At 67.2% G+C, this 25738-nt stretch carries 24 protein-coding genes; 11 read left to right on the forward strand and 13 right to left on the reverse strand.

Going from position 1 to position 25738, the window contains the following annotated elements:
- Window positions 1-4: 4 nt before the first annotated feature.
- From QF040_RS33495 to QF040_RS33505, 3 genes are read right to left on the reverse strand one after another with little or no spacing between them, the layout of a single operon-like run.
- The gene (locus QF040_RS33495) at window positions 5-847 is read right to left on the reverse strand and encodes a BPSS1780 family membrane protein (protein ID WP_429614486.1); all 843 of its coding nucleotides are present in this window, start codon (window positions 845-847) and stop codon (window positions 5-7) included.
- A gap of 10 nt (window positions 848-857) precedes the next feature.
- Window positions 858-1907 carry a homoserine kinase gene (locus tag QF040_RS33500; RefSeq protein WP_429614487.1) on the reverse strand — a complete coding sequence of 350 codons (1050 nt, stop codon included), beginning with the start codon at window positions 1905-1907 and terminating at the stop codon, window positions 858-860.
- 8 nt (window positions 1908-1915) lie between these two features.
- Window positions 1916-2329, reverse strand: coding sequence for a hypothetical protein (locus QF040_RS33505; protein WP_429614488.1), 414 nt, complete (start codon window positions 2327-2329; stop codon window positions 1916-1918).
- A gap of 97 nt (window positions 2330-2426) precedes the next feature.
- On the opposite strand from QF040_RS33505, the gene polA reads away from it, so the two are divergent.
- From polA to QF040_RS33520, 3 genes are read left to right on the forward strand one after another with little or no spacing between them, the layout of a single operon-like run.
- Window positions 2427-5240 carry a DNA polymerase I gene (gene polA, locus QF040_RS33510; RefSeq protein ID WP_429614489.1) on the forward strand — a complete coding sequence of 938 codons (2814 nt, stop codon included), beginning with the start codon at window positions 2427-2429 and terminating at the stop codon, window positions 5238-5240.
- A gap of 20 nt (window positions 5241-5260) precedes the next feature.
- Window positions 5261-6547, forward strand: a complete 1287-nt coding sequence (locus QF040_RS33515; protein ID WP_429614490.1) for a M20/M25/M40 family metallo-hydrolase — start codon at window positions 5261-5263, stop codon at window positions 6545-6547.
- A 15-nt stretch (window positions 6548-6562) separates the two neighbouring features.
- Complete coding sequence (locus QF040_RS33520) at window positions 6563-7465, forward strand: LysR family transcriptional regulator (RefSeq protein ID WP_306877892.1); 903 nt, start codon at window positions 6563-6565, stop codon at window positions 7463-7465.
- Here the strand turns inward: QF040_RS33520 and QF040_RS33525 are convergent.
- Window positions 7462-8073, reverse strand: a complete 612-nt coding sequence (locus tag QF040_RS33525) for an FMN-dependent NADH-azoreductase (RefSeq protein WP_429614491.1) — start codon at window positions 8071-8073, stop codon at window positions 7462-7464. The two genes, QF040_RS33520 and QF040_RS33525, sit on opposite strands and share 4 nt — an antisense overlap.
- A gap of 149 nt (window positions 8074-8222) precedes the next feature.
- Here QF040_RS33525 and QF040_RS33530 point away from each other — a divergent pair, with 149 nt between their 5' ends.
- The 3 genes from QF040_RS33530 to sugE all read left to right on the forward strand — a co-directional run bounded on the left by QF040_RS33530 (window position 8223) and on the right by sugE (window position 10548).
- Window positions 8223-9644, forward strand: coding sequence for a PLP-dependent aminotransferase family protein (locus QF040_RS33530; protein WP_429614492.1), 1422 nt, complete (start codon window positions 8223-8225; stop codon window positions 9642-9644).
- Between the two features lie 109 nt (window positions 9645-9753).
- The gene (locus QF040_RS33535; protein WP_429614493.1) at window positions 9754-10221 is read left to right on the forward strand and encodes a carboxymuconolactone decarboxylase family protein; all 468 of its coding nucleotides are present in this window, start codon (window positions 9754-9756) and stop codon (window positions 10219-10221) included.
- 6 nt (window positions 10222-10227) lie between these two features.
- Window positions 10228-10548, forward strand: a complete 321-nt coding sequence (sugE, locus tag QF040_RS33540; RefSeq protein ID WP_429614494.1) for a quaternary ammonium compound efflux SMR transporter SugE — start codon at window positions 10228-10230, stop codon at window positions 10546-10548.
- Between the two features lie 18 nt (window positions 10549-10566).
- On the opposite strand, the gene QF040_RS33545 is transcribed toward sugE, so the two are convergent.
- Entirely contained in the window at window positions 10567-11778 is a 1212-nt protein-coding gene (locus tag QF040_RS33545; protein WP_429614495.1) for a D-amino acid dehydrogenase, read from the reverse strand.
- A 195-nt stretch (window positions 11779-11973) separates the two neighbouring features.
- On the opposite strand from QF040_RS33545, the gene QF040_RS33550 reads away from it, so the two are divergent.
- The 5 genes from QF040_RS33550 (at window position 11974) to QF040_RS33570 (ending at window position 16002) form a co-directional block, all read left to right on the forward strand.
- Window positions 11974-12864 (forward strand): transporter substrate-binding domain-containing protein, encoded by an 891-nt coding sequence (locus QF040_RS33550; RefSeq protein WP_307509421.1) that lies wholly within the window; start codon window positions 11974-11976, stop codon window positions 12862-12864.
- Between the two features lie 24 nt (window positions 12865-12888).
- Window positions 12889-13644, forward strand: a complete 756-nt coding sequence (locus QF040_RS33555; protein ID WP_429614496.1) for an aspartate/glutamate racemase family protein — start codon at window positions 12889-12891, stop codon at window positions 13642-13644.
- Window positions 13645-13743: 99 nt separating this feature from the next.
- Window positions 13744-14643 (forward strand): dienelactone hydrolase family protein, encoded by a 900-nt coding sequence (locus tag QF040_RS33560; protein WP_429614497.1) that lies wholly within the window; start codon window positions 13744-13746, stop codon window positions 14641-14643.
- Between the two features lie 109 nt (window positions 14644-14752).
- Window positions 14753-15655 (forward strand): ZIP family metal transporter, encoded by a 903-nt coding sequence (locus QF040_RS33565; protein WP_429614498.1) that lies wholly within the window; start codon window positions 14753-14755, stop codon window positions 15653-15655.
- A 134-nt stretch (window positions 15656-15789) separates the two neighbouring features.
- Window positions 15790-16002, forward strand: coding sequence for a hypothetical protein (locus QF040_RS33570; RefSeq protein WP_013540146.1), 213 nt, complete (start codon window positions 15790-15792; stop codon window positions 16000-16002).
- A 6-nt stretch (window positions 16003-16008) separates the two neighbouring features.
- Here QF040_RS33570 and QF040_RS33575 read toward each other — a convergent pair whose 3' ends face one another.
- From QF040_RS33575 to QF040_RS33610, 8 genes are read right to left on the reverse strand one after another with little or no spacing between them, the layout of a single operon-like run.
- Window positions 16009-17466 (reverse strand): N-acyl-D-amino-acid deacylase family protein, encoded by a 1458-nt coding sequence (locus QF040_RS33575; RefSeq protein WP_429614499.1) that lies wholly within the window; start codon window positions 17464-17466, stop codon window positions 16009-16011.
- Between the two features lie 16 nt (window positions 17467-17482).
- Window positions 17483-18478 (reverse strand): ABC transporter ATP-binding protein, encoded by a 996-nt coding sequence (locus QF040_RS33580; RefSeq protein ID WP_429614500.1) that lies wholly within the window; start codon window positions 18476-18478, stop codon window positions 17483-17485.
- Window positions 18475-19503 (reverse strand): ABC transporter ATP-binding protein, encoded by a 1029-nt coding sequence (locus tag QF040_RS33585; RefSeq protein WP_429614501.1) that lies wholly within the window; start codon window positions 19501-19503, stop codon window positions 18475-18477. Before QF040_RS33585 ends, QF040_RS33580 begins: the two co-directional genes overlap by 4 nt.
- A gap of 7 nt (window positions 19504-19510) precedes the next feature.
- Window positions 19511-20485, reverse strand: coding sequence for an ABC transporter permease (locus tag QF040_RS33590; protein WP_429614502.1), 975 nt, complete (start codon window positions 20483-20485; stop codon window positions 19511-19513).
- Window positions 20486-20494: 9 nt separating this feature from the next.
- Window positions 20495-21430, reverse strand: a complete 936-nt coding sequence (locus QF040_RS33595; protein WP_013540151.1) for an ABC transporter permease — start codon at window positions 21428-21430, stop codon at window positions 20495-20497.
- Window positions 21431-21454: 24 nt separating this feature from the next.
- Window positions 21455-23044, reverse strand: a complete 1590-nt coding sequence (locus tag QF040_RS33600; protein WP_429614503.1) for an ABC transporter substrate-binding protein — start codon at window positions 23042-23044, stop codon at window positions 21455-21457.
- A 42-nt stretch (window positions 23045-23086) separates the two neighbouring features.
- The gene (locus QF040_RS33605; RefSeq protein ID WP_429614504.1) at window positions 23087-24538 is read right to left on the reverse strand and encodes a M81 family metallopeptidase; all 1452 of its coding nucleotides are present in this window, start codon (window positions 24536-24538) and stop codon (window positions 23087-23089) included.
- 35 nt (window positions 24539-24573) lie between these two features.
- Window positions 24574-25734 carry an NAD(P)/FAD-dependent oxidoreductase gene (locus QF040_RS33610; RefSeq protein ID WP_429614505.1) on the reverse strand — a complete coding sequence of 387 codons (1161 nt, stop codon included), beginning with the start codon at window positions 25732-25734 and terminating at the stop codon, window positions 24574-24576.
- Window positions 25735-25738 lie beyond the last annotated feature (4 nt).

Consider the following 25738-nt stretch of genomic DNA (forward strand, 5'->3'; position numbering starts at 1 on the left):
ACGGTCAGTTCGGATCGAAGCTGTCGCGAAAGGTGAACCAGGTCGAGCTGAGCGACATGGCCGCCAGCACCAGCGCCGTGCCGATCATCAGGATGTTGCCGACCGCCACGGCCGCGCCGCCGGCGCCCAGCGCGCCGACGCCCACCAGCACGGTAGCCACCAGGCCCATCGCGATGCCGGCCAGGAGGAACACGCCGAACCATGAGAGCACGAAGAGCGCATAGGCGCCGAAGTTGCGAAACAGCGCAACGATGCTGAAGAAGATGCTCTTGACCGGCTCCACACGGTGCCAGTGCACCAGCGCCGGCGCGTGCCACATGGCCAGCGACAGCGGCAGGTTCAGGCACATCAGGAGCACGCGGGCCAGCTGGAAATCACTGCTGGCCATCACCTCGGGCGTGATCGCGTCGTCGAGCAGGTAGGCGCGCATGAGCTGCCCGCCGTCGACCAGCGCGGTGACCATCACCGCGAACACGAAATACACCGCGGAGATCGCGCCCAGCACCACGAGCGAGCGCCATTCGGTGCGCATGGCGCCGAACACCGCGACGAACATCGCGGAGCCCGTGGGGCGCTGCAGATCGCCGGGGCGGGTCGCACGGATGAGTGCGTCGGGGTTGCTGTTCTCGTGCGCCACCGAGGTCGCCACCATCAGGCCGAGCGTCATGAAGGGCAGCAGCACCGGCGCGATCACGCTGCCGATGATGGGCAGCACCGACACCATCGAGATCGCCGCCATGAACAGGAAGAACAGCGAGATGAAGGCGAGCGGCTGCTGCCAGAAGGTCTTGAGTCCGGAGCGGACCCAGGCGGCGCCGGTTCGCGCCGGCACGAGGTTGAGTTTCATGGGGTCCGGATCATGCGGCCATGAGCGGCTCGAGAGCCTGCGCCATGGCATGCGGGTGGTTGGCGCGCCAGCGCAGCACGCGCTCGAAGTGCGTGGGGTCGTGGGGCTTGAGCATGCTGGCCTCGCGCGGCAGATGAAAGTCCCACAGGCGCGAGATCCAGAAGCGCAGCGCCGCGGCGCGCAGCATCGCGGGCAGCAGGGCGCGCTCGGAGGCGTTCAGCGGGCGCACGGTCTCGTAGGCGGAGAGCAGGGCGTCGGCACGTGCGGCGTCGTGCACGCCGGTGGCGAGGTCGATGGCCCAGTCGTTCAGGCACACCGAGAGGTCGAAGAGCCAAGTGTCGGTGCCGGCGAAGTAGAAGTCGAACACGCCGGTCAGGCGAGGTGCCGAACCGGGCTCGACATCGGTCGCGAACATCACGTTGTCGCGGAACATGTCGGCATGCACCGGCCCGCGTGGCAGCGCCGCGTAGGCCGACGATTCGGCGATGTGGTTCTGATAGGCGAGCTCGGCGCGCAGGAGCGCGGCCTGCGATTCGTCGATGTAGGGCAGCACCACCGGAACGGTCTCGTTCCACCACGCGAGGCCGCGCAGGTTCGGCTGGATGCGCGGGAAGTCGCGCGCGGCGATGTGCATGCGCGCCAGCATCTCGCCCAGTTCGGCGCAGTGCGCAGCGGTCGGGGCGAGTTCGCTGTGGCCCGACAGGCGCTGCACCAGCGCCGCCGGCTTGCCCGCCACGATGTGCAGCAGCTCGCAGGGCGCATTGGCGGGAACCGTCAGCGCGTGGCCCTTGGGGGCTTCCACGGCCGGATCGGCCACGGGTTCCGGCACCGGAAGGCCGCGGGCTGCCAGGTGCTTCATGAGGCAAAGGTAGTAGGGCAACTGCTCGGCGCTGAGGCGCTCGAACAGCGTGAGCACGAACTCGCCGGACTCGGTGGTCGCGAAGTAGTTGGTGTTCTCGATGCCGCCCTCGATGCCGCGCAGGTCGCGCAGCGCGCCCATGCCCAGGCGCTGGACGAGCGCGTCTGCCTCGCCGAACTCGACTTCGGTAAAAACTGCCATGGGGGTGCTCAGCGACGAGCCGGGAATGCGGGGGACTGGAACGACGAGGGCACGGTCAGAACTTCATCACGTTCCAGACGCGGGCGCCGCTGCTGCCGGAATTCGGCGTCGCTCGAACCCCGGGCGGTGCCGCCGTCGTTGGGCAGCACTTCGTAGCCCGGCATGTTCGACTTCGGCTTGACGTTGATGCTCTGCGTGCGGCCACCGTAGCGGACTTCATCGACCGAGGCGCCGCTGTCTTCCGTGTGGATGTGCTCGATCTTCTGGTTGCGGCGGCCGTCGGCCTGCTCCTGATTTTGTAGCGGCTCCGCAGGTGCCGGGGTGGCAGCGGGCGCGGACTGCGCCTGCGCGGCGGCGAAGGGGGCTGCAAAGGCCAGCGCCAGCAGGATGCGGCGGGCAATCAGGAGTGTGGAGCTAGGCATGCCTTCATTGTAGGCGCGCACCTGCGCCAAGGGTGTCGGTGCCGAGCGCATGGCGCCGTGGTTCTGTACGCCGGTCCGGGCACGGCAAAATGGCCCGATGACCGACAAGAAAACGCTGCTGCTCGTCGATGGCTCGAGCTACCTGTACCGAGCCTTCCACGCCATGCCCGACCTGCGCGCCGTGCCCGGCGACCCGAAGAGCCCGGCCACCGGCGCCATCCGGGGAATGATCAACATGATGACCGCGCTGCGCCGCGAGGTGCGCGCCGACTACGCGGCCTGCATCTTCGATGCACCCGGCAAGACCTTCCGCGACGACTGGTATCCCGAGTACAAGGCCAACCGCTCGCCGATGCCCGACGACCTGCGCAGCCAGATCGACCCCATCCATGAAGTGGTGAAGCTCCTGGGCTGGCCCGTGCTCACGGTGCCCGACGTGGAGGCCGACGACGTGATCGGCACGCTCGCCAAGATCGCCGCCGCGCAGGGCATCGAGGTGATCGTCTCCAGCGGCGACAAGGACCTGAGCCAGCTGGTCGACGAGCACATCACCATCATCGACACGATGAACGGCAAGAAGCGCGACGTGGCGGGCGTCACGGCCGAGTTCGGCGTGCCGCCGAACCTCATGGTCGACTACCAGACGCTCGTGGGCGACTCGGTCGACAACGTGCCCGGTGTCGAGAAGGTCGGCCCCAAGACCGCTGCCAAATGGCTGCTCGAATACGGCTCGCTCGATGCGCTGGTCGAACGCGCCGCCGAAGTGAAGGGCGCCGCCGGTGAAAACCTGCGCAGGGCGCTCGACAAGCTGCCCCTGAGCCGCAAGCTCGTCACCATCCGCACCGACTGCGACCTCGACGGCCACGTCGTCGGCCTGCCGTCCCTCAAAGGCCTGCCCGTCGGCGCACCGCAGACCGCCGAGCTCAAGCCCTTCTACGAGAAGTTCGGCTTCAAGAGCCTCGTGAAGACGCTCGAAGCGCAGGAAGTTCCGCCCGAGCTGATCGAGGAAAACATCAAGAAGAAGGCCGCCAAGGCCAGCACCGACCAGGGCGGACTGTTCGACGAGCCTTCGGACCTGAGCGCGCTCGAGGCCGCCGCCCCCGCGAGCAACCTCAAGTACGACACCATCACTACCTGGGAACAGTTCGATGCCTGGCTCGCGAAGCTCGAAGCCGCAGAGCTCGCAGCCATCGACACCGAGACCACATCGCTCGACGAAATGGTCGCGCAGATCGTCGGCGTGAGCTTCAGCGTCGAGCCGGGCGAAGCGGCCTACATCCCGCTCACGCACAACTACCCCGACGCGCCTGCGCAGTTGCCCATCGACGAGGTGCTCGCCAAGCTCAAGCCCTGGCTCGAGAACCCCGAGAAGAAAAAACTCGGCCAGCACATCAAGTACGACCGCCATGTGTTCGCCAACCACGGCATCGAGGTCGAGGGCTACGCGCACGACACCATGCTGCAGAGCTACGTGCTCGAAGTGCACAAGCCGCACGGCCTCGCGTCCCTGGCCGAGCGCCACCTGGGCCGCAGCGGCATCTCCTACGAAGACCTGTGCGGCAAGGGCGCGCACCAGATTTCCTTCAGCCAGGTCGACATCGCCAAGGCCGCCGAATACTCGTGCGAAGACAGCGACCAGACCCTGGACGTGCACCGCACGCTGTGGCCCCAGCTCGAAGCCAACGAGAAGCTGCGCTTCGTCTACCAGCTCGAGATGGATTCGAGCGAGGCGCTCTACCGCGTCGAGCGCAACGGCGTGATGATCGACAGCGCCACGCTCGCCGCGCAGAGCCACGAACTGGGTACGCGCATCATGGCGCTGGAGCAGGAGGCCTACGAGATCGCGGGCCAGCCCTTCAACCTTGGTTCGCCCAAGCAGATCGGCGAAATCTTCTTCACCAAGCTGGGCCTGCCGGTGGTCAAGAAAACACCGAGCGGCGCGCCCAGCACCGATGAGGAAGTGCTGGAGAAACTGGCCGAGGACTACCCGCTCCCCGCCAAGATCCTGGAGCACCGCGGCCTCTCCAAGCTCAAGGGCACCTACACCGACAAGCTCGGCCAGCTCGCCAACCCGCGCACCGGCCGCGTGCACACGCACTACGCGCAAGCCGTCGCAGTGACGGGGCGCCTGAGCAGCAACGACCCGAACCTGCAGAACATCCCGATCCGCACGCCCGAAGGCCGCCGCGTGCGCGAGGCTTTCGTGGCACCGGCGGGCAGCGTGATCGCCAGCGCTGACTACTCGCAGATCGAGCTGCGCATCATGGCTCACATCAGCGGCGACGAGTCGCTGCTGCGCGCCTTCACCGAAGGCATCGACGTGCACCGCGCGACCGCCGCCGAAGTGTTCGGCTCCACGCCCGACCAGGTGTCGAGCGAGCAGCGCCGCTATGCGAAGGTCATCAACTTCGGGCTCATCTACGGCATGAGCAGCTTCGGCCTCGCGAAGAACCTGGGCATCGAGACCAAGGCCGCGGCCTCCTACATCGAGCGCTACTTCGCGCGCTACCCGGGCGTGAAGGCGTACATGGACGAAACCAAGGCGCTCGCCAAGGAACAGGGCTACGTCGAGACCGTGTTCGGCCGGCGCCTGTACCTGCCCGAGATCAATTCGCCCAACGGCCCGCGCCGCGGCGGCGCCGAGCGCGCGGCCATCAACGCGCCGATGCAGGGCACGGCCGCCGACCTCATCAAGCTGAGCATGGTCAAGGTACAGAACGTGCTTGACGAAGAGAAGCGCGCCACCAAGATGATCATGCAAGTGCACGACGAACTGGTGTTCGAAGTGCCCGAGGCCGAAGTCGAATGGGTGCGCACCGAAATCCCGCGCTTGATGGCCGGCGTGGCGGCGCTCAAGGTGCCGCTGCTGGCCGAGATAGGCATCGGTCCCAACTGGGACAAAGCCCACTGACCCAAAGAAGAACCGCACCCATGAAAATCCAGCCCCGCAAATTCCTGCTCGCCGCCGTCTGCGCCGCCTTCCTCGGCACCGCCTTCGCCGCTCCCGATGCCCGCATCGCTTCGCTCGCCGCGAAAGAAAAGCCCGCGCTGCTCGACACGCTCAAGGAACTGGTCTCCATCGAGTCGGGCAGCCGCGACCTCGAAGGCCTGGAAAAAATCTCGGACCTCATCGCCGCGAAGTTCAAGGCACTGGGCGGCGAGGTCGAGCTGATCGATCCGAGCGCCGAGGCCTACCGCATGGAAGACACGCCCGAGAAAATCGGCCGCGTCGTGCGCGCCACCTTCAAGGGCACGGGCACGAAGAAGATCATGCTCATCGCGCACATGGACACGGTCTACACAGTGGGCATGCTCAACAAGCAGCAGTTCCGCATCGATGGCGACAAGGCCTATGGCCTGGGCATCTCCGACGACAAGCAGGGCGTGGCCGTCATCACGCACACGGTGGCCATGCTGCAGGCGCTGAAGTTCAAGGAGTACGGCACGCTCACCGTGCTGATCAACGGCGACGAGGAAATCAGCTCGCCCGGCTCGCGCGCGCTCCTCACGCGCCTCGGCGGCGAGCACGATGCGGTGATGTCCTTCGAAGGCGCCTCCATCAAGGACGACAAGCTCTCGCTCGCGACCGCGGGCATCGCCTCGGTCACGCTGAACGTCACCGGCAAGGCTTCGCATGCGGGCTCCGCGCCCGAACTGGGCGTGAACGCGCTCTACGAACTCTCGCACCAGATCCTGCAGATGCGCGACCTCTCCGACCCGGCCACGGGCCTGAAGATGAACTGGACCATCTCGAAATCGGGCAGCAACCGCAACGTGATTCCGGCCGCCGCCACCGCGGGCGCCGACGTGCGCGTGCTCAAGGTCGCCGACTACGACCGCATCGAGCAACAGGTCAACGAGCGCGTGAAGAAGCAGTTGATTCCCGAGGCCAAGGTGGAGCTCAAGTTCGAACGCCGCCGTCCGCCGCTGGAGGCCACGCCCGCCTCGATCGCGTTCGCCAAGCATGCGCAGGCCATCTACAAGGACGAACTCGGCCGCCCGCTGGGCGCGGACGACAAGGCAGCCGGCGGAGGCACCGATGCCGCCTTCGCCTCGCTCAAGACCAAGGCACCGGTTGTCGAGCGCTTCGGCCTGCAGGGCTTCGGCGCGCACTCGGCCGATGCTGAATATGTGCTGATCGATTCCATCGAGCCGCGCCTGTATCTCGCCACTCGGATGGTGATGGACATTTCGCGCGGCAAGACCGGCGGCAACTGATTCGCTCAAGCCTTCATGCGGCTGCGTCACATCGAGGTCTTCAACGCGATCATGCTCACGGGCAGCGTGAGCGCGGCGGCGCGGCTCATCAACATCACGCAGCCCGCGGTGAGCCGCACCTTGCAGCACGCCGAGCTGCAGCTGGGCTTTCCGCTGTTCCAGCGCGCCAAGGGCCGGCTCTCGCCGACCACCGAGGCGCTCACCCTGTACCCGCACATCGAGCGCCTGTTCGCGCAGCTCGACGAAGTGCAGCGGCTGGCCTCCAACCTCAAGGCCGGCAGCGACACGGGCGAGCTGCGCATCCTGAGCGTGCTGGCGCTGAGCTACGAGATATTGCCGCGCGCGCTCAAGGCGTTCCGCGAAAAGCATCCGGGCTATGCGATCACCGTCGAGTCATTGCATTCGCCGCAGATCATGTCGGCGCTGCTGCTGCAGGAGGCCGACGTGGGCTTCGCCTTCAGCCCCGTGGTGCACCCATCGCTCACGCAGGAGACGCTGGCCGACAGCCGCATGGTCTGCATCGCGCCCAAGGGCATGCTCCCGCGCGCGCTGGTGCGCAACGGCTCGGTGGCGCTCCACGACCTGGTCGACCGGCCGGTGATCGGCCTGGACAGCCGCGACCCCGTCGGCACGAGTCTCAGCCAAGCCTGCCGGCAGGCCGGCGTCGGCTTCCAGCAGGCGGTGGTGACGGTGCAGACCTACCACGCGGCGCTGGCCATGGCGCACCACGGCCTCGGCGTGGCGCTGGTCGACGGCTGCACCGCGCGCTCGGCGGACCGCGAAAAGGTCGATGTGCTCACGCTCGAGCCGCACATCCCGGTGCCTGTGCGCGCGCTGCGTTTCACCGGCCGGCCCGATTCGGTAGCGGTGCGCGGCATCACGCGCTGCATGCAGCAGGCGATCCAGGAAACGCTCTAGCCTCGCAGCGGGAAATACGCCTGCAGAGCTTCGTCGGCGCCCGTCCTCGATTTCTCAAGAATCTGTGGCCCCAGGCCCGTTCCCTGCACCGAGAAGAAATGCAGGTCCTTCAAGCCGATCTGGGCCAGGGTGACCGTCAGGTACGGCGTCAAAAAATCCGGCTGCCGCGCGTACTCTCCGGAAAAACTGCCACCCGAAGCGATGGCGATGAATACCGGCCGGTCCCGGAGCAAACCCGCCTTGCCGCCCGGTCCCGTGTCGAAGGTGCGGCGCGCCCGCACGACGTGATCGATCCACGCCTTCAACGCCGAGGGCACGCCCAGGTTGTGCATCGGCGTGCCGATGACCACGGCATCCGAATCTTCCAGTTCCCGGATCAGTTCGTCGGACCGGGCCACGGAGCCGCCTTGCGTGATCTCCGCCGTGGCCGAGTGCTGGCCGAGCGCGTAGTTTGCGTCGATGTGGGACAGGGCGTTGCCCCCGATCACCCGGTTCTTCACCGTTGCAGTCGGCTCGCGACCCATCAGGCGCGCGACGATTTTTCGGGAGAGCCGGTAGCTCTCGGAGGCTTCCCCGCGGGGGCTGCAGACGATGTGCAGGATCTTCATAGTGACCACTTCAGATTCTTGTGAAAGCGGAAGTCTAGGAAGCGCATGGCCTATGTCATAGAGCCATGAATCAAGATTGGCACTGAACCATAATTTGCCGTCACCACCACGGCGCGTTCATCCGAACGGGCTGAGAAAGAAGACCCTTCATGACCGCCGGGAAGACCAGCAACCTCTCGCCCCTGGACCCCAGCGCGGCCGAGCCTTACTACCGGCAGATCTACGAGCGGTTCCGCAGCGCCATCGCCGGCGGCCTGCTCAAGCCGGGCGACCGGATTCCCTCGGCGCGCGCACTGACCAAGGAGCTGGGCCTGGCCAGGGGCACCATTGACACGGCCTATTCCCTGCTGACCGCCGAGGGTTACATCCAGGCCCGCGGCCAGGCGGGCACCATCGTCACGCCGGGCCTCAAGCCGCGAACGCCGGTGGCCATGCCGTCGCCCGTGATCGACAACGGGACTTCCTCGATCGGCTTTCGTCCGTATTCGATCCTTCCGTTTCAGATGGGTCTGCCCGCGCTGGATGAATTTCCCCGAAAGATATGGGCACGCCTCGGTGCGCGGTGCGCGCGGGCCATGCAGCCGTCGGACATGACGCATCCTTCCGTCTACGGCCAGCCCGCGCTGCGCGCGGAAATCGCTGCCTACCTGCAGGTGTCGCGCGGCATCCACTGCGCGGCGTCGCAGGTGTTCGTGACCTCGGGATACCGCCACTCCATCGAGCTGATCGGCCTTGCGCTGCTCAAGGCGGGCGACCGCGTCTGGCTCGAAGACCCCGGCTATCCGCCCACGCGCGAATTGCTCGCGCAGATGCACATCGCGACCGTTCCGGTGCCGGTCGATGCGGACGGCATGGTCGTTGCCGAAGGCGTCCGGTCGGCGCCGCGTGCGCGCATGGCCGTGGTCACGCCGGCGCACCAGAGTCCGCTGGGCGTATCCCTGTCCCTGCAGCGGCGCCTCGCACTGCTGGACTGGGCGGGGCGGAACAATGCCTGGATCGTCGAGGACGACTACGACGGCGAGTACCGCTACGCAAGCCGCCCGCTGCCTGCGCTCAAGAGCCTGGACCGCGACGGGCGAGTGCTCTATGCGGGCACCTTCAGCAAGGTGCTCTTTCCGAGCCTCCGGCTGGCGTATATCGTGGTGCCGCAGGCGCAGGTCGAGCGCTTCGAGCAGATCATCCAGACCTTTGCGGGTGGCAGCCCCGAACTCACGCAGTCCATCGTCACGGCCTTCATCAAGGAGGGCCACTTCGCGCGCCACATCCAGCGCATGCGCAAGCTCTACGCCGAGCGCCGCGAGGCCACCAAGGTGGGACTGGAGAAGGTACTGGGAAAGCACGTGAAGATCGACGCGCTGCCCGGCGGCATGCACTTGATCCTGCGGCTGACGGGCCGCCAGTCGGACCGCAAGCTCATGCTGCGCATGCGGGAAGACGGCCTCTTCGCGGAGGCGCTGTCGGAATGGCAGCAGATCGGCAAGGGCGCCTCGGCATTGCTCGTCAACTTCACGAACATCGATTCCCGGGCGACGGCCGAGAAGCTGGGAAAGCGCATCCTGGCCTTGATGTGATGCGGGGAATCATGGTCTAGAACCGGATGCCATTCTTGGCTCTTCTTAACTGGACCAAGATATTCGACCATAGAGTCCTTCTCAATCAGCAAACACACAAGGACTCCTCATGAGCAATCGCATGGACTACGCCAAGGTTTCGCCCGACGTCTACAAGGCCTTCGGCGGGGTGTATGTCGCCGTCCAGAAAAGCGGCCTGCCCAAGCAACTGGTCGATCTCGTCTATCTGCGGGTGTCGCAGATCAACGGCTGCGCCTACTGCATCGACATGCATTCGCGCGACCTGCTGAAGTCCGGCCTCGCGGTCGACAAGCTGGTGCTGGTGCCGGTGTGGCACGACGCGGGCGCGGTGTTCAGTGCCCGTGAGCGCGCCGCGCTCGCCTGGGCGGAAACCGTGACGCGCGTCGCCGAGACCGGCGTTCCCGACGCCGACTACGAAGCCGCCACCGCCGAATTCGGCGACAAGGAGCTGGCCGATCTCACCTACGCGATCAGCCTGATGAACGCCTTCAACCGCTTCGGTGTCACCTTCCGCTCGACGCCCGCCGCCACGGTTGCTGCGGCGGCTGCGGCCTGAAGCGCCATGGCCTGGACACTGCTCGGCATCGCCGGGCTTCTGGAAATCGTCTTCGCCTTCGCGATGAAGTCATCTGAAGGCTTCACACGGCTGGTGCCCGCGCTGTTCACCGTGGGCGCCGGCCTGTCGAGCGTGGTGCTCCTGGCGCTCTCGATGCGCACGCTGCCGATGGGCACGGGCTACGCGGTGTGGACCGGCATCGGCGCGGCCGGCACCGCGATCGTGGGCATGGTGGTGCTGGGCGACTCGGCTGCGCCGATGCGGCTGCTGTGCATCGCGCTCATCCTGGCCGGCGTGATCGGGCTCAAGCTGGTTTCCACCAGCTGAGGTCGCGGGCGGCCGCGCTCAGGCCTGCAGGGCCTGGCCGATCTTCAGTGCGGAGCCGAAGGCCAGCGTGAAACCCAGTGCGCCATGGCCGGTGTTGAAGAGCATGTTCGACGGTGCGCTCTCCAGTCGCCCAATGATCGGAAGGCCCTTCGGCGTGGCGGGCCGCATGCCGGTCCACGGATGCAGTTCCTCGAGCCGGCTCGCATGCGGAAAGAGGGCGCGCGTGGCGGCCGCCAGCGTCTCGATGCGCGTTGCCGGAATGCTCGCGTTGTGTCCCACCAGCTCGGCCATGCCCGCCACGCGCAGGCGCGAGCCGATGCGCGCGAACACCACCTTGCGGGCGCTGTCGGTCACGTTCACGGTCGGCGCCGCGCCGGGCGAAGGATCGACCTCCACCGTGATGCTGTAGCCCTTGAGCGGATACACCGGCAGGTAGGCGCCGAGCGCCCGGCCGAGCTTGTGCGAGGCCGACCCCAGCGCCATCACGAAGGCGTCGGCCTCGATGTCGTCCTGGCTGGTGTTCACTGCCGCGATCCGATGACCGTTGCGTGCGAAGCCATGCACGTCGGTGCCGAGCAGAAAGCGCACGCCGCGCGCACTGAGCACGCGCATCAGTTCCGCGCACACCTTCAGGCAATCGGCCGCGCACTCGCTCGGCGTGTAGACCGCGCCGGACATCTGGCCGCGGTAGCTTGCGAGCGCGGGCTCGATGGCGATGCACTCGTCGGGCGTGACGATGCGCTGCTCGCTGCCCATGGTGCGCTGCAGTTCGAGCTGCGCACGCGCGCCTTCGAGCGACGCCGAACTCGCGTACAGCACCAGCTTGCCGGTGGCCGAGAAGTCGCAGTCGGGTGCGATTTCGGCCTGCATCGCCTCGAACTCGGCGCGGCTGGATGCGGCCAGCGCCAGCAGCTTGGCCGTGGTGTCGCGCGAGGTCTCTGCATTGCAGGCCGCGAGAAATTCCATGCCCCAGCGCCATTGCAGCGGATCGAGCTGCGGCCGCAGCTTGAGCGGGGAGGTGGGCGAGAGCAGCAGCTTGGGCAACTGCTTCCAGATCGACGGATCGGCCAGCGGCTGCACATACGAATAGCTCAGCTGCGCGCCATTGCCGCCGCTCGCGCCGGCACCGGGCGCTGCGCGGTCGATCACCGTGACCTGGTGGCCCCGGCGTTCGAGCTGCCAGGCGGTGGCCAGGCCCACGATGCCGGCACCGAGCACACACACATGCATGAAAAAACTTTCCGGGGAGTGAAGACAAAGAAGAGATTGCCTGCGACTTTAGGGGCGCCCCGCGCGGCCCGGAAATGCCAAAAGAACCCCCGCCCATAACCTTTGGGCATGACCCCGGGGTTATTTGGAATTGTCGCGATGTGTCACTCCTTCTTACACTGCGCTTCTGTTCAATCCAACCGAATGAAGGCTCGAATGAAACTCTCCGTCTTGATGGCATCCATGGCTGCCGCGGTGCTCTTCACCGCCACCGGCGCGCAAGCCGCCGACACGCTCGCCAAGATCGCCGAGTCCGGCAAGATCACGCTCGCCTACCGCGAATCGTCGGTGCCCTTCAGCTACCTGGACGGCCCCAACAAGCCGATCGGGTTCTCGGTGGAGCTCTCCAACGCCGTGGTCGAAGCGGTGAAGAAGAAGCTGAACAAGCCCAACCTGCAGGTCTCGCTGATGGCGGTCACTTCGCAGAACCGCATTCCGCTGATCACCAACGGCACGGTCGACCTGGAGTGCGGCTCGACCACCAACAACTCCGCGCGCGGCAAGGACGTGGCCTTCGCGGTCAATCACTTCTACACGGGCACGCGCCTGCTGACGAAGAAGTCTTCGAAGATCAAGGACTACGCCGACCTCGCCAAGAAGACCGTGGCCAGCACCACCGGCACGACCAACGCGCTGGTCATGCGCAAGTACAACACCGAGAAGAACCTCGGAATGGACATCGTGCTCGGCAAGGACCACGCCGATGCGTTCCTCCTGGTCGAGAGCGACCGCGCCGTCGCCTTCGCGATGGACGACATCCTGCTGTTTGGCCTGATCGCCAACTCCAAGAACCCGGCCGACTACGAAGTGGTGGGCGAGTCGCTGCAGGTCGAGCCCTACGCCTGCATGCTGCCCAAGGACGACCCGGCCTTCAAGAAGCTGGTGGACGACACCTTCATCGGCATGATGAAGAGCGGCGAGTTCGAGAAGCTCTACACGAAATGGTTCATGCAGCCGATTCCGCCGAAGAACGTGCCGCTGAACCTGCCGATGAGCGATCAGCTGAAGGAAAACCTGAAAGCCTTCAGCGACAAACCCGCGACCTGATCCGGTCGCATCAAGAGAAAAGACATGGTTGCAGCAACGCAGGTCGTCGGCATCCTCGGGGGCATGGGCCCTGCGGCGGGCGCCGACTTCGTCCGGCTCTTCGTGCAGGCCTGTGCGCAGCAGATGCGCGCACGCGGCGAGCCGGTGCGCGACCAGTCCTTTCCCGAACACTGGCTCGCGCAGGTGCCGGTGCCCGACCGCACCGGCGCGCTGGCTTCGGACGCGAGCGGCGCGCACCAGCCGCTCGAACCGATGCTGCAGGCGCTGGGCCGGCTGGCCGCGCTCGGCAGCCGGGCCGTGGCCATCGCCTGCAACACCGCGCATGCCTGGCACGGCAACCTGCAGGAGCGCTTTCCGCAGGTCGAGCTGCTGCACATGGCGCGCGAGACCGCGCAGCAACTGGCCGCACAGGGCGCGACCGAGGTGGCGCTGATGGCCACCGAGGGCACCTACCGCGTGCGTCTCTACGAACAGGCACTGGCGGAAGCCGGCCTCGGCTGCCACGTGCCGCTGGCCGAGGAGCGCCAGACCATCATGCGCGGCATCTTTGACGGCGTGAAAGCCGGCAACATGCCGCTGGCCGAGCAGTGCTTCTCCGAAGTCGCGCTGCGGCTGGCCGAGCGGCACGGGCCCGTCAGCATCATCATGGGCTGCACCGAGGTGCCGCTGGGCCTGCAGGGTTCGGCCGCAGTGGCCGGGCTGAGCCTTGTCGATCCGGCAGAGGTGCTGGCGGCCGCGCTGGCCCTGCGGGCCTACGGCCCGCAGGGCCAACCCCACTGAATTCCCGGGCATAGAGGCGCCCGGTCGATTTCGCCTACATTGCGGCGTGCGTTTTTTCGCGCAGCGCCCCTTGTCCGACGATCAACTGGAGCCCGTCCAATGTCCCAACTCGACGACAGCCGTTCCGACTTCGATTCGCTTCGCCCCGGCGACAGCACCGAGCAGGGCGCCACGCGCCGCACCGCACTGAAGGCCGCCATCGGTGTCGGCTACGCAGCCGCCGTGATGCCGGTGATGGCGCAGACCGCCATCAGCACCTCGGCCGAAGGCCTCACGGCCGGCCCGATCAAGTACACCGTCAACGGCTTCGAGGTGCCGGCCTATGCCGCCGCCCCGGCCGGCAAGACCGGCCTGCCGGTCGTCCTGGTGATCCAGGAAATCTTCGGCGTGCACGAATACATCGCCGACACCTGCCGCCGCTTCGCCAAGCTGGGCTACCTGGCCATCGCGCCCGAGCTCTATGCGCGCCAGGGCGATCCGCGCGGCTATACCGACATCCCGAAGCTGCAGGCCGACATCGTCAGCAAGGTGCCCGACGCGCAGGTCATCGCCGACCTCGACGGCGCGCTCGCCTATGCCAAGGCCAACGGCGGCGACACCAGCAAGGCCGGCATCACCGGCTTCTGCTGGGGCGGGCGCATCGTGTGGCTGTATGCGGCCACCGGCAAGGTCAAGGCGGGCGTGGCGTGGTACGGCCGGCTGGTCGGCCAGGCGAGCGATTTGACGCCCAAGCACCCCATCGACATCGCCGCCAGCCTGCAGGCGCCGGTGCTCGGCCTCTACGGCGGAAAAGACCAGGGCATCCCTCTTGACACGGTTGATAAGATGAAAGCTGCTCTGGCCAATGGGACTCCGGCGGCCAAGGCATCCAGCTTCGTCGTGTATCCCGAAGCAGGCCACGCGTTCCATGCCGACTACCGCCCCAGCTATGTAAAGAGCGCGGCGGACGACGGCTGGCAACGCGCCACAGCCTGGTTCAAAGCCAATGGCGTCGCCTGAAGACGGCGCCTTGTAGCCACTCTCCGCCGAAGGCCGTCCTGTGTGACGGCCTTTTCCTTTTTATGAACGGTATGCGGTCCTGCCGACCGCTCCTCTTGCGCAAGCAGCTATGAATTTGATAGTCATCATCGCCGCGACCCTGGTCGCCGGCATCGGAAGCGTCTGGCTGGCAGCCTTGCTGCTGCGCGTGGGCGTACGCAGCGGCTCGGGTGGCGTGAACCCGCAGCATCTTTTGAGCCTGGCGGCCGGCGCGCTGCTCGCCACCGCCTTCATGCACCTGTTGCCCGAGGCCTTCGAAAGCCGCATTGAACCGGCGCTGCTCTTCGCGGTGCTCCTGTTCGGCCTCGTGTTCTTCTTCCTGCTCGACAAGGCCGAGCTGTGGCATCACGGGCATGAGCATCACCATGGGGAGACGCCGGATGCGCACAAGGGCCATGACCACGGTCACGATCACGCACACGACCATCACGGCCATGTACACAACCACACCCCCAAGGGCGGCGGCAGCTGGGCCGTGCTCACCGGCGACAGCGTGCACTGCTTCGGCGACGGCATCCTGATCGCCTCGGCGTTCATCGCCGACATGCGCCTCGGTCTCGTGGCCGCCATCGCCGTGCTCGCGCACGAGGTGCCGCACCACATCGGCGACCTCGTCGTGCTGCGCCAGAGCTCGGCCAACCAGCGCGCGGCACTCGTCAAGGTGTCGCTTGCGGGCACCATGACCATGCTCGGCGGCATTGCCGGCTGGTGGCTGGTCGACCAATTGCACGGCTGGCTGCCGTACTTCCTGGTGCTGGCCGGCAGCAGCTTTGTTTATGTAGCGCTGGCCGACCTGATTCCCCAGCTGCAAAAACGCTTGCCCGCCCGCCAGACCGCGGCGCAGGTGCTGTGGCTGGTGGCGGGCATTGTGCTGGTCACGCTGGTGAGTCGGCTCGCGCACGGCGAGCACGGGCATGACCATGGCCACGATGACCCGGGACACGGGGAGCACGGGCACGTTCACAAGGACTGACGGCGCGGCTTGCAGGGGCAGCGGGCAGGGCGGGAAACTTTCCGACACCGACGCTGCCGCCCGAATGAACCGCAACGGCCCAAACAGGCGCACCATAGGGGGCCGTACAGCATTCATCTGCCGAGGAGCCGAACATGAATCACGTCGACGCCACCGCGCGTTCCGCCTCGCCATCCGAGGACGATGACGACAACACGCCAGCCGACGATTTCGAGGAAACCGACAGCGACATCACGGATGACCTCTCGGAAGAAACCGGTATCGATCTCACCGATGCCAGCGAACTTGATGCCGACAACGTGCCGGCTGACGAAGAGTTCGACCGGGTGATGAACGCGCCGGACTGATCCTCGTCAGGCCGCCTCGCGCCGCACGATCACCTGCCCATTGCGTGCACCGCTGTGCACGCCGTGCTGCCAGGTCACCGCGCCATTCACGATCACCGCATCGATGCCTTCGGCCGGCTGCGTCGGTGTTTCGTAGTTCGCGGTGTCGCGCACCGTGGCCGCGTTGAAGATCACCACGTCGGCATGGTGGCCCGGCTTGAGCGTTCCGCGCTCATGCAGACCGAAGTTGCGCGCTGTGAGCCCGGTCATCTTCCACACCGCAGTCTCCAGCGGGAACAGCCCGACATCGCGGCTGTAGTGCCCGAGCACGCGCGGGAAGGTACCCCAGAGGCGCGGATGCGGCTTCTCGCCGAGCGGAATGCCATCCGAGCCGATCATGGTGTCGTCGAAGGCGAGGATGCGCTGCACATCGTCTTCGTCCATCATGAAATAGATCGCGCTGCCCGGTTGCAGGCGTTGAGCGGCCTCTTCGCCAGACACGCCCCATTCCGCCGCGATGTCCTTCAGGTCGCGGCCCGCGCATTCAGGGTGCGGCACGCTCGAGGCAATGAGCACGCGGCCGTCCATCATTCCGCGGTCGGTGCGGATCATGGTGGAGCCTGCGGTGTACGGGTAGCAGTCGAGGCCGATGCACTGGTGCTGCATCGCTTCCTTGATGAAGGGCAGCGTCACTTTCGTCTTGCCGAAGTTCTGCGCGTTCTGTACCTTGTGGTGCGACACCACCACCGGAATGTCGAGCGCGCGGCCGATGTGGAAAGTCTCTTCGAGCGACTCCATCACGCGGTCGCTCTCGTCGCGCATGTGCGTCACATAGAGCGCCTTGCGCGACGTGAGCGGACGGCCGACCTCGATGATTTCCTCGGTGGTCGCCTTCACGGCTGGCGGGTAGAAGGTGCCGGTCGAGAGGCCGATGGCGCCTGCCTGCATCGCTTCTTCGACCAGCGCCTGCATCGCGGCGATCTCTGTGTCGTTCGCGGGGCGGTCGAGATCGGACATCACCACCGCGCGCAATGTCGAGTGGCCCACCATCGCGGCCACGTTCACCGATGACGGCGTGGCGCGCAGCGCATCGAGGTACGCGGCGAAGGTGGTGAAGCGGCCCTCGGCCGGCGTGTCGAGCAGGCTCAGCGGCATCGGCAGGTCCATGTCCACGCGCAGCGGCGCGGCGCTGATGCCGCAGTTGCCCGCCACCACCGTGGTCACGCCCTGCGACACCTTGAAGGGCATCTGTGCCTGCGAGAGCACGGCCTGGTCGTCGTGCGTGTGCGAGTCGATGAAGCCCGGCGCGACGATGCGGCCCGTGGCGTCGAGGGTCCGGCCCGCCGTGTGCCCCGCGAGCTTGCCGATGGCGGCGATGCGGCCGTCGACGATGCCGACGTCGGCGTCGAAGCGCGGCGCCTTGGTGCCGTCGATGACTGTGCCGCCGCGGATCAGCAGGTCGTAATGGGGTGTCTTGTCGGTCATCGGTGAGGCTCTTTCTTCAGCGGAAATGGCAGGCGACCAGGTGCGTGCTGGCGCCACCGTTGGAAGACGAAGGGCGTTCGGTCAGCGCCGGCACCTTCTCCTTGCACACGGCCTGCGCCATCGGGCAGCGCGTGTGAAAGCGGCAGCCCGAAGGCGGGTTCGCGGGGCTCGGCGGATCGCCCTGCAGCAGCATGCGGCGCGCGGGCGTGCGCGGATTCGGCACAGGCACGGCCGACAGCAGGATCTCGGTGTATGGATGCAGCGGCGCGGAGAACAGCGTGTCGCGGTCCGCGATCTCCACGATGTGCCCGAGGTACATCACGGCCACGCGGTGGCTGATGTGCCGCACCACCGCGAGGTCGTGCGCGACGAAGAGGTATGCGATGCCGAACTCCGCCTGCAGATCCATCAGCAGATTGACCACCTGCGCCTGCACCGAAACGTCGAGCGCGGAGACCGGCTCGTCGCAGACGATGAGCTTCGGGTTCAGCGCCAGTGCGCGCGCGATGCCCAGCCGCTGCCGTTGTCCGCCCGAGAACTCATGCGGAAATTTCTTCGCGGCTTCAGGCCGCAAGCCCACGCGCGAGAACAGCCACTGCACGCGCTCGCGCCGCTCCGCCGCTGCGCCCATGCCGAAGTTGCGCAGCGGCTCGGCCACGATGTCGCCGGCCGTCAGGCGCGGGTTCAGCGAGGCATACGGGTCCTGAAAAATGATCTGCAGTTGTCGGCGGCGCAGCCGCATCTCGTTGGGCGAGAGCGTCAGCAGCTCCTCGCCGTCGAGCGCCACCGAACCCGAGGTCGGTTCGACCAGCCGCATCACCGATTTCGCGGTCGTCGTCTTGCCGCAGCCCGACTCGCCGACCAGCGACAGCGTTTCGCCGCGCGCAACGGAGAACGAAACCCCATCGACCGCCTGGATCGCCGGCTTCGCGGGCCGGAGCCAGCGCTTGGGCGAGATGTAGTGCTTGCGCAGGTTGCGCACCTGGAGCAGCGGGGCTGCGGTCGTCGTCATGCGGTCACCTCTGCATCGGCCCATTGTTCTTCGACGGCAAAGCAGGCCACCACATGGTCGCCACCTTGCTGCGTGAGCTGCGGCGTCTCGACGCGGCAGCGCTCGCGCGCATGGCTGCAGCGCGCAGCAAACGCACAGCCGCGCCCCAGTTCATGCGCGGCCGGCACCAGGCCTGGAATCTCCGTGAGCCGCGCGCTCGCTGTGTTCATCGCGGGCATCGAGGCCATCAGCGCGCGCGTGTAAGGGTGCAGCGGCCGGTCGAAGAGATCGATCACATCGGCTTCCTCGACCTTCTTGCCCGCGTACATCACCACCACGCGGTCGCAGCTCTCGGCCACCACGCCCAGGTCGTGCGTGATCATCACCACGCCCATGCCCAGTTCCTTCTGCAGCCGGCGGATGAGGTCGAGAATCTGTGCCTGGATCGTTACGTCGAGGGCCGTGGTCGGCTCGTCCGCGATCAGCACCTCGGGGTTGCAGGCCAGCGCCAGCGCGATCATCACGCGCTGCCGCATGCCGCCCGAAAGCTGGTGCGGGTACTCGTTCACGCGCCGCTCGGGCTCGGGGATCTGCACCACACGCAGCATCTCGACCGCGCGCTGCAGCGCCTCGGCGCGGCTGGCCTTCTGGTGCAACTGCACCGTCTCGGCGATCTGCCGTCCGACGGTGAGCACCGGGTTCAGCGAGGTCATCGGCTCCTGGAAGATCATCGAGATGCGGTTGCCGCGGATCTGCCGCATCTCGCGTTCGCTCAACTGCATGAGGTCGGTGCCGCGCAGGCGCACGGCGCCCATGTGGCGGCCGGGCGGCGTGGGCACGAGCCGCAGGATCGAGAGCGCGGTCACGCTCTTGCCGCAGCCCGATTCGCCGACCACGCCGAGCGTGCGGCCCGCGCGCACGGTGTACGAAACGCCGTCGACGGAGCGCACCACGCCGTTCAACGTGTGGAAGTGCGTGCGCAGGTTGTCGACTTCGAGCAGGGGCTCGCCGGGGGCGAGTGCCACGTGGGACATGGGTGTCTTCATGGCGTGCTCACAGTTGCCGCGCAAGACGCGGATCGAGCGCATCGCGCAAGCCGTCGCCCAAGAGGTTGATCGCCAGCACCGTCGCCGCCAGCAGCAGCCCCGGGTAGAGGATGATGTGGAACGCCACCGCCACGAAGTTGCGGCCCTCGGCCATCATGTTGCCCCAGCTCGGTGTCTGGGCGGGCACGCCCACCCCGAGGAAGGAGAGGGCGGCTTCGGTCAGCACCGCGGCGGCCGCGACGAAGGTCGACTGCACGATCAGCGGCGCCACCATGTTGGGCAGCACGTGGCGAAAGAGGATCACCGGCAGCCGCGTGCCCACCGCATGCGCGGCCTCCACGTACAACTGCTCGCGCAAGGTGAGCGCCAGCGAGCGCACCAGTCGCACCACGCGCGGAATCTCGGGCACGGTGATGGCGACGATCACCGTCGTGAGGCTCGCGCGCGTCACCGCCATGAGCGCGATCGCGAGCAGGATGCCGGGGATGGCCATGAGCCCGTCCATCACCCGCATCACCGGCCCGTCGGCCCAGCGCACGAAGCCCGCGAACAGGCCGATCAGCACGCCGAACACCGTCGCCAGCACCGCGACAGAGGCGCCGACGATCATCGACACCTGCCCGCCCCACACCGCGCGGCTGAACACGTCGCGGCCCAGCGCGTCGGTGCCGAACCAGTGCTCGGCACCCGGTGGCTGCATGCGCGCGAGCGGGTCGATGTCCTGCGGGTCGTGCGTGGCGATCCACGGCGCGGCGATGGAGAGCGCGGCCACCGCGATCAGCAGCAGCGCGCCGATGATCAGCGTCGGGTGCTTGCGCACCCAGCGCCAGCGCGGCGGGACGAAGGGCGCTTCGTCGGCCTGTGCGGGATCCGTTCGGGCTGAGCTTGTCGAAGCCTTGCGCGGCGCTTCGACAAGCTCAGCGTGAACGGCTCTATCAGCTTGACCGGGTTCGTGCTTCATCAAGGGAGAGGCGATGGACATGGTCGGGGCTCAGTACTGGATGCGCGGATCGAAGAGCCGGTAGCTCAAGTCGATCAGCAGGTTGATCAGCACGTACACACCCGCCGACAGCAGCAGCACGCTCTGGATCACCGGGTAATCATGGCGCTGCACCGAATCGATCACGAGGCGCCCCACGCCCGGAATGGCGAACACCGTCTCGGTGACCACCACGCCGCCGATCAGCAATGCGATGCCGACGCCGATGGTCGTGGCGATGGGAATGGCCGCATTGCGCAGCGCATGCCCCAGCACCGGCAGCACGCCCAGGCCCTTGGCGCGCGCCGTGCGAATGTAGTCCTCATGCAGCACCTCGAGCACCGTGGCGCGCGTCATGCGGGTCACGAGCGCGATGTACACCAGCGCGAGGTTCACGCACGGCAGCACCAGCGAGCGCAGCCATTCGCCCGGCCCTTCGGCAAAACGCACATAGCCCTGCACCGGAAACCACGGCAGCTGGATCGCGAACGCGTAGATCAGCAGATAGCCCACGAGAAACACCGGCACCGAGAACGCGAGCACCGCGAACACCATCACCAGCCGGTCGACCCAGCTTCCCGCGCGGTAGGCCGCGAGCGTGCCCAGCGGCACCGCGACCACCAGCGTGATGAGCATGGTGAGCGCCGCGATCGACACCGTCGGCTCCAGCCGCTGGCCGAGCAGCTGCGACACCGGCACCTGCGTGAAGATCGAGGTGCCCAGGTCGCCGGTGAAGAGCTTGCCGAGCCACACTGCGAACTGCTGCCACAGCGGCAGGTTCAGCCCGAGCGCGGCCCGCAGCTTCTCGATGTCTTCCACGCTCGCGAGGTCGCCCGCGATGAGCGCGGCCGGGTCGCCCGGCGACAGGTGGATCAGCAGGAACACCACCACGGCCACCACCGCCATGACGGGAAGCGTCGAGAGAAAGCGTCGAACGATGTAGCCCATGGCAGTGCGCGTCGTGCGTAGTCGTCAGCGGTCGAGCGCCCAGAACATCGGCATGCCGGCCCAGAGCTTGTCCAGCCCCTTGAGGTTGGCGCGCGCGGCGAAGGCGGCCGAATACTGGCCCGCGTTGATGTACGGCACGGCCTCGTAGGCGCGGGCCTGGAAGGCGTCGAGCAGTTCCTTGCGCTTGGCGGGCACGGTCTCTTTCAGCCAGGCGGTGCGCAGTTCGTCCAGTTGCTTGTCGCAGGGCCAGCCGGGCAGCGTGTTGCCGCAGGCCGCGCCCAGGTAGGCGTTGCTGATGGGCGAGTTGGCGTCGAACTCGCCGGCCACCGTCACGTACATGTTCCAGCCGCCGGCCTCGGGCGCATCGCGCTTGGCGCGGCGTGCGCCGATGGAGGCCCAGTCCAGGTTTTGCGCATCGACGTTGATGCCGATGCTCTTCATGGTCTGCGCGGCCATCAGCGCCTCGGCGTTGAGGTAGGGCACGTCGCTGGGCACCAGCAGCACCACCTTCTCGCCCTTGTAGCCCGCGTCGGCCAGCATCTTCTTGGCCTTGGCGACGTCGGCCTTGCGGTAGGGCTCGGCGCCGGCCGAGGTTTCGTTCGGGCTGCCGCAGATGAAGAAAGTGGGGCAGTAGGCCATGCGCATGTCGAGCGGATAGCCCATGGCCGCGACGAAGCGCTCCTGGTTCACTGCCTGCAGCAAGGCCTGGCGCACCTTCGGATTGTTGAAGGGCGGATGCAGCTGGTTCATCACCAGAAAGCCCTGGTAGGCGCCACCCGAGCCGATCTTCACGCTCGAGTCGGTGCGCAGTGGTGCGATGTAGTCGGGCTGCAGCTGCTCGACCAGGTCGACCTCGCCGCGCTTCAGGGCCGCGATGGCGCTGTTCGAGTCGGGCAAGTACAGCCACTCGACCCGCTCGAAGTTGCTCTTCTTGCTGCCCGCGAGGCCGTTCGGCGGTTCGCTGCGCGCCACGTAATTGGGATTGCGGACGAACACCGCCTTGTTGCCCGGCACCCATTCGTCGCGCTTGAAGATGAAGGGCCCCGAGCCCAGCACTTCGGTGAGCGGCGCGGTGGCCGGCATCTTGGCCAGGCGCTCCGGCAGCACCACCGGCGGAAAGCCCGAGGGCTTGGCCAGCGCATCGAGCACCATGCCGAAGGGCTCGGTGAGGGTGAGCGTGAAGTTGCGCGCATCGACCTGCTTCCACTCCGCGCCGCTCGCGGTCATCGCACGGCCCAGGCTGTCGCGCGCGGCCCAGCGCTGCAGAGAGGCGACCGCGTCGGCCGAGGTGACGGCGCTGCCGTCGGAGAACTTCAGGCCCGGGCGCAGCGTGAAGCTCCACTGCTTGCCGTCTTTCGAGGCCGTGTACTTCTCGACCATCTGCGGCTGCGGCTTGCCGGTCGAGTCCTGCGCGAACAGGGTGTCGTAGACCATGTAGCCGAAGTTGCGCGAGATGTAGGCGGTGGTGAAGGTCGGGTCGAGGATCTTCAGGTCCGCATGCGCCACCACCTTGAGCGTCTTGGGCGCAGGCGTCTGGGCGAGCGCCGGGAGGCACGCGGCGGAAAGCGCCAGGGCAACAAAGGCGGCAGAGGCGGCAAGCGTTCGTCGTTTCATCGTCGGTACTCCGGTGGGGCGAAAGAAGGAAGAGAAAAGAAATCAGGCCGCGACGCCGATAGGCCACTTGGGCAGGCGCGCTTTCTTGTAGGGCAGGGTGTTGAGATCCAACGTCACGGCGCCCGGTGCGCCCGCGTAGATCACGTGCTTCGCGACCTTCGAGTACGACGCGTAGAAGTGCTGCGACGACTTCACGACGATGATTTTTTTCGCGGCCAGGTCGCAGCCCAGTTGCGTGAACAGGTCGGTGCCCATCGCCTGGTTGCGCAGCGTGATCAGCACGATCTCGATGCCGTTGGCTTCGATGAGCGCGCTGTCGCCCATGAAAGTGGGCGTGCCGGCAAGGCCCGTCATCACCAGGTCGTGCTTGAGCGCCTTCACGGTGCATTCGAGGTCCAGCGGATCGCCCGAGAGCGGGCTGATCTTGCCGCCGATGCGCATCGCCAGCTTCGCGCCCACGCCCGCATCGAAGGCGATGCGCACCGCGATCGGGTCCCACATCGGGCCGAGCGCCGCGTTGGTGATGCCGCGCTCGACCATGCGGCGCAGGATGAAGGTGGAATCGCTCGCCGCGCCGCCGCCGGGGTTGTCGGCGCCATCGGACAGCACCACGGGGCCGCCGTCGAAGGCCAGCGCCTGGTCGAGCGAGGCATCGATGCTCGGGTAATTCACGGTGAGGCCGTCGCGCATCGCGATCACCTCATCCGCAAGCTGGCGCGCGAGCGCGTCGGCCTTGGCCTGGTCGCCATCGGTGTAGACCAGCACCTTGGTGCCCATCTCCGGCACGTCGCCCCACGAGAAGCCGTGCGTGAGCGAGACCGACAGCACCCCGTCCTTGCCTTCGAGCGATTGCATGCGCTTGACGAAGCCGAGGGCAGGTTCCCGCGAGGTGTGGACCGTGACGATCATGTCGCAGTCGACCACCGCGGCCACCGGCTTCACCTTGCCTTCGACCATCGCGGCGCAGATGTCCACCAACTCGAGCCCGCGCTCCAGCACGTCGGTGTGCGGGTACTCCTTGAACGAGATCATCACATCGGAGTTGGCGATCATCTCGGGCGTGAGATGGTTGTGCGGGTCGAGCTCGGCACCGATCACCACCTTCGGTCCGACGATCTCCCGCACGCGCGCCAGCAGGTCGCCTTCGCAGTCGTCGTAGCCGTCGGCCACCATCGCGCCGTGCAGGCCGAGCAGCACCATGTCCACCGGGAGCACCGCGCGCAGGTCGTCGAGCAATTCGTCGCGCAGCGTTTCATACGCGTGGCGCGTGGTCGTGCCGCTGGGTTGCGCGCCGGCCACCATGCCTTCGAAGAGCTGCCAGCCCTTGTCCGCGCCGCGCATGCGTGCGGCCCACAGCGGACCCGAGAACAGCGTCATCGCACCGGGGTGCTTGCCGGCGGGGAAGTGGCCGCGGTCCTTGAACGAGGCGAGGCCGGTGGGCATCGGGCCGAAGGTGTTGGTTTCGGTGGCGAGGGAGGCGCTGAAGACACGCATGGGGATGGTCTCTGTGGTTGTTGTGGGTGTTCTTGTCAGGCGGTGGCGACAGTGCGCAGCCGCTGCGGCCCGAGCATCTCGGCCGTGAGCCCGAAGCCCGCGATGCGCTCGGGCAGCGGCAGCCCGCGTGCCAGCGCCGCGCAGGCTTCGCCCATCGCCGCCGACGTCTGAATGCCGTAGCCGCCCTGCGCCGCGACCCAGAAGAAGCCGGGCGCATCGGGGTCGAAGCCGCCGACGAGGTCGCCATCGGCCACGAAGGAGCGCAGGCCCGCCCAGGTGCGTGTGGGGCGGCGAATGGCGAGGGTGGTCGCCTCTTCGATGCGATGGATCGCGATAGCGATGTCGAGCTCTTCGGGCTGCACGTCCTGCGGATCGACCGGGTCGGCGTTGGCCGGCGAGCCGAGCAGCATGCCGGCGTCGGGCTTGATGTACCAGCCCTCGTCGGCATTGAAGACCATGGGCCAGTGCGCGACGCTCTGGCCCTCGGGCGGCGCGAAGATGAAGGCCGAGCGCCGCCGCGGCTCGATGCCGATGGGCTGCACGCCCGCGAGCTTGGCGACGGTGTCGACCCATGCGCCCGCGGCGTTGAGCACCACCTGCGCTTCGTAGACGTTGCCGCCCGCCGTTACGCGCCACACATCGCCGATGCGTTCGATGGCCGTCACGTCCGCATCGCACACCAGCTTGCCGCCGGCCTTGCGCATGCCGCGCAGGTAGCCCTGGTGGATGGCGTGCACGTCCATGTCGGCCGCATCGGGTTCGAACACCGCGCCGGCCACCTGGTCGGGCCGGAGGGCGGGCACCATCGCGAGGGCTTCTTCGCTGCTCAGGCGGCTGGCGCCGGTGTCCATCGCGCGCAGCACATCCCAGTGGGCGTCGAGCTCCGCGAACTGTGCCGTGCCGCCGACCATCAGCGCGCCGCGTGGCGTGAGCAGCGGGTGCTCGGAGAAGCCTTCGGGCGGGTGTTGGAGAAAGGCGCGGCTGGCCATGGTGAGGGCGCGCACCTGCGGCGTGCCGTAGCTTTCCATGAAGAGTGCGGCCGAGCGGCCGGTGGAGTGGTAGCCCGGCTGGGCTTCGCGTTCGAGCAGGATCACGCGGGCATGCGGGGCGAGCCAGTGGGCCACCGAAGCCCCGGCGATGCCGCCGCCGATCACGAGGTAGTCGGCCACCATGGGCGCTGTTGTCGTTGAGGTCATTGCC

The sequence above is a fragment of the Variovorax sp. W2I14 genome, from assembly GCF_050435205.1.
GTDB lineage: Bacteria > Pseudomonadota > Gammaproteobacteria > Burkholderiales > Burkholderiaceae_C > Variovorax > Variovorax paradoxus_C.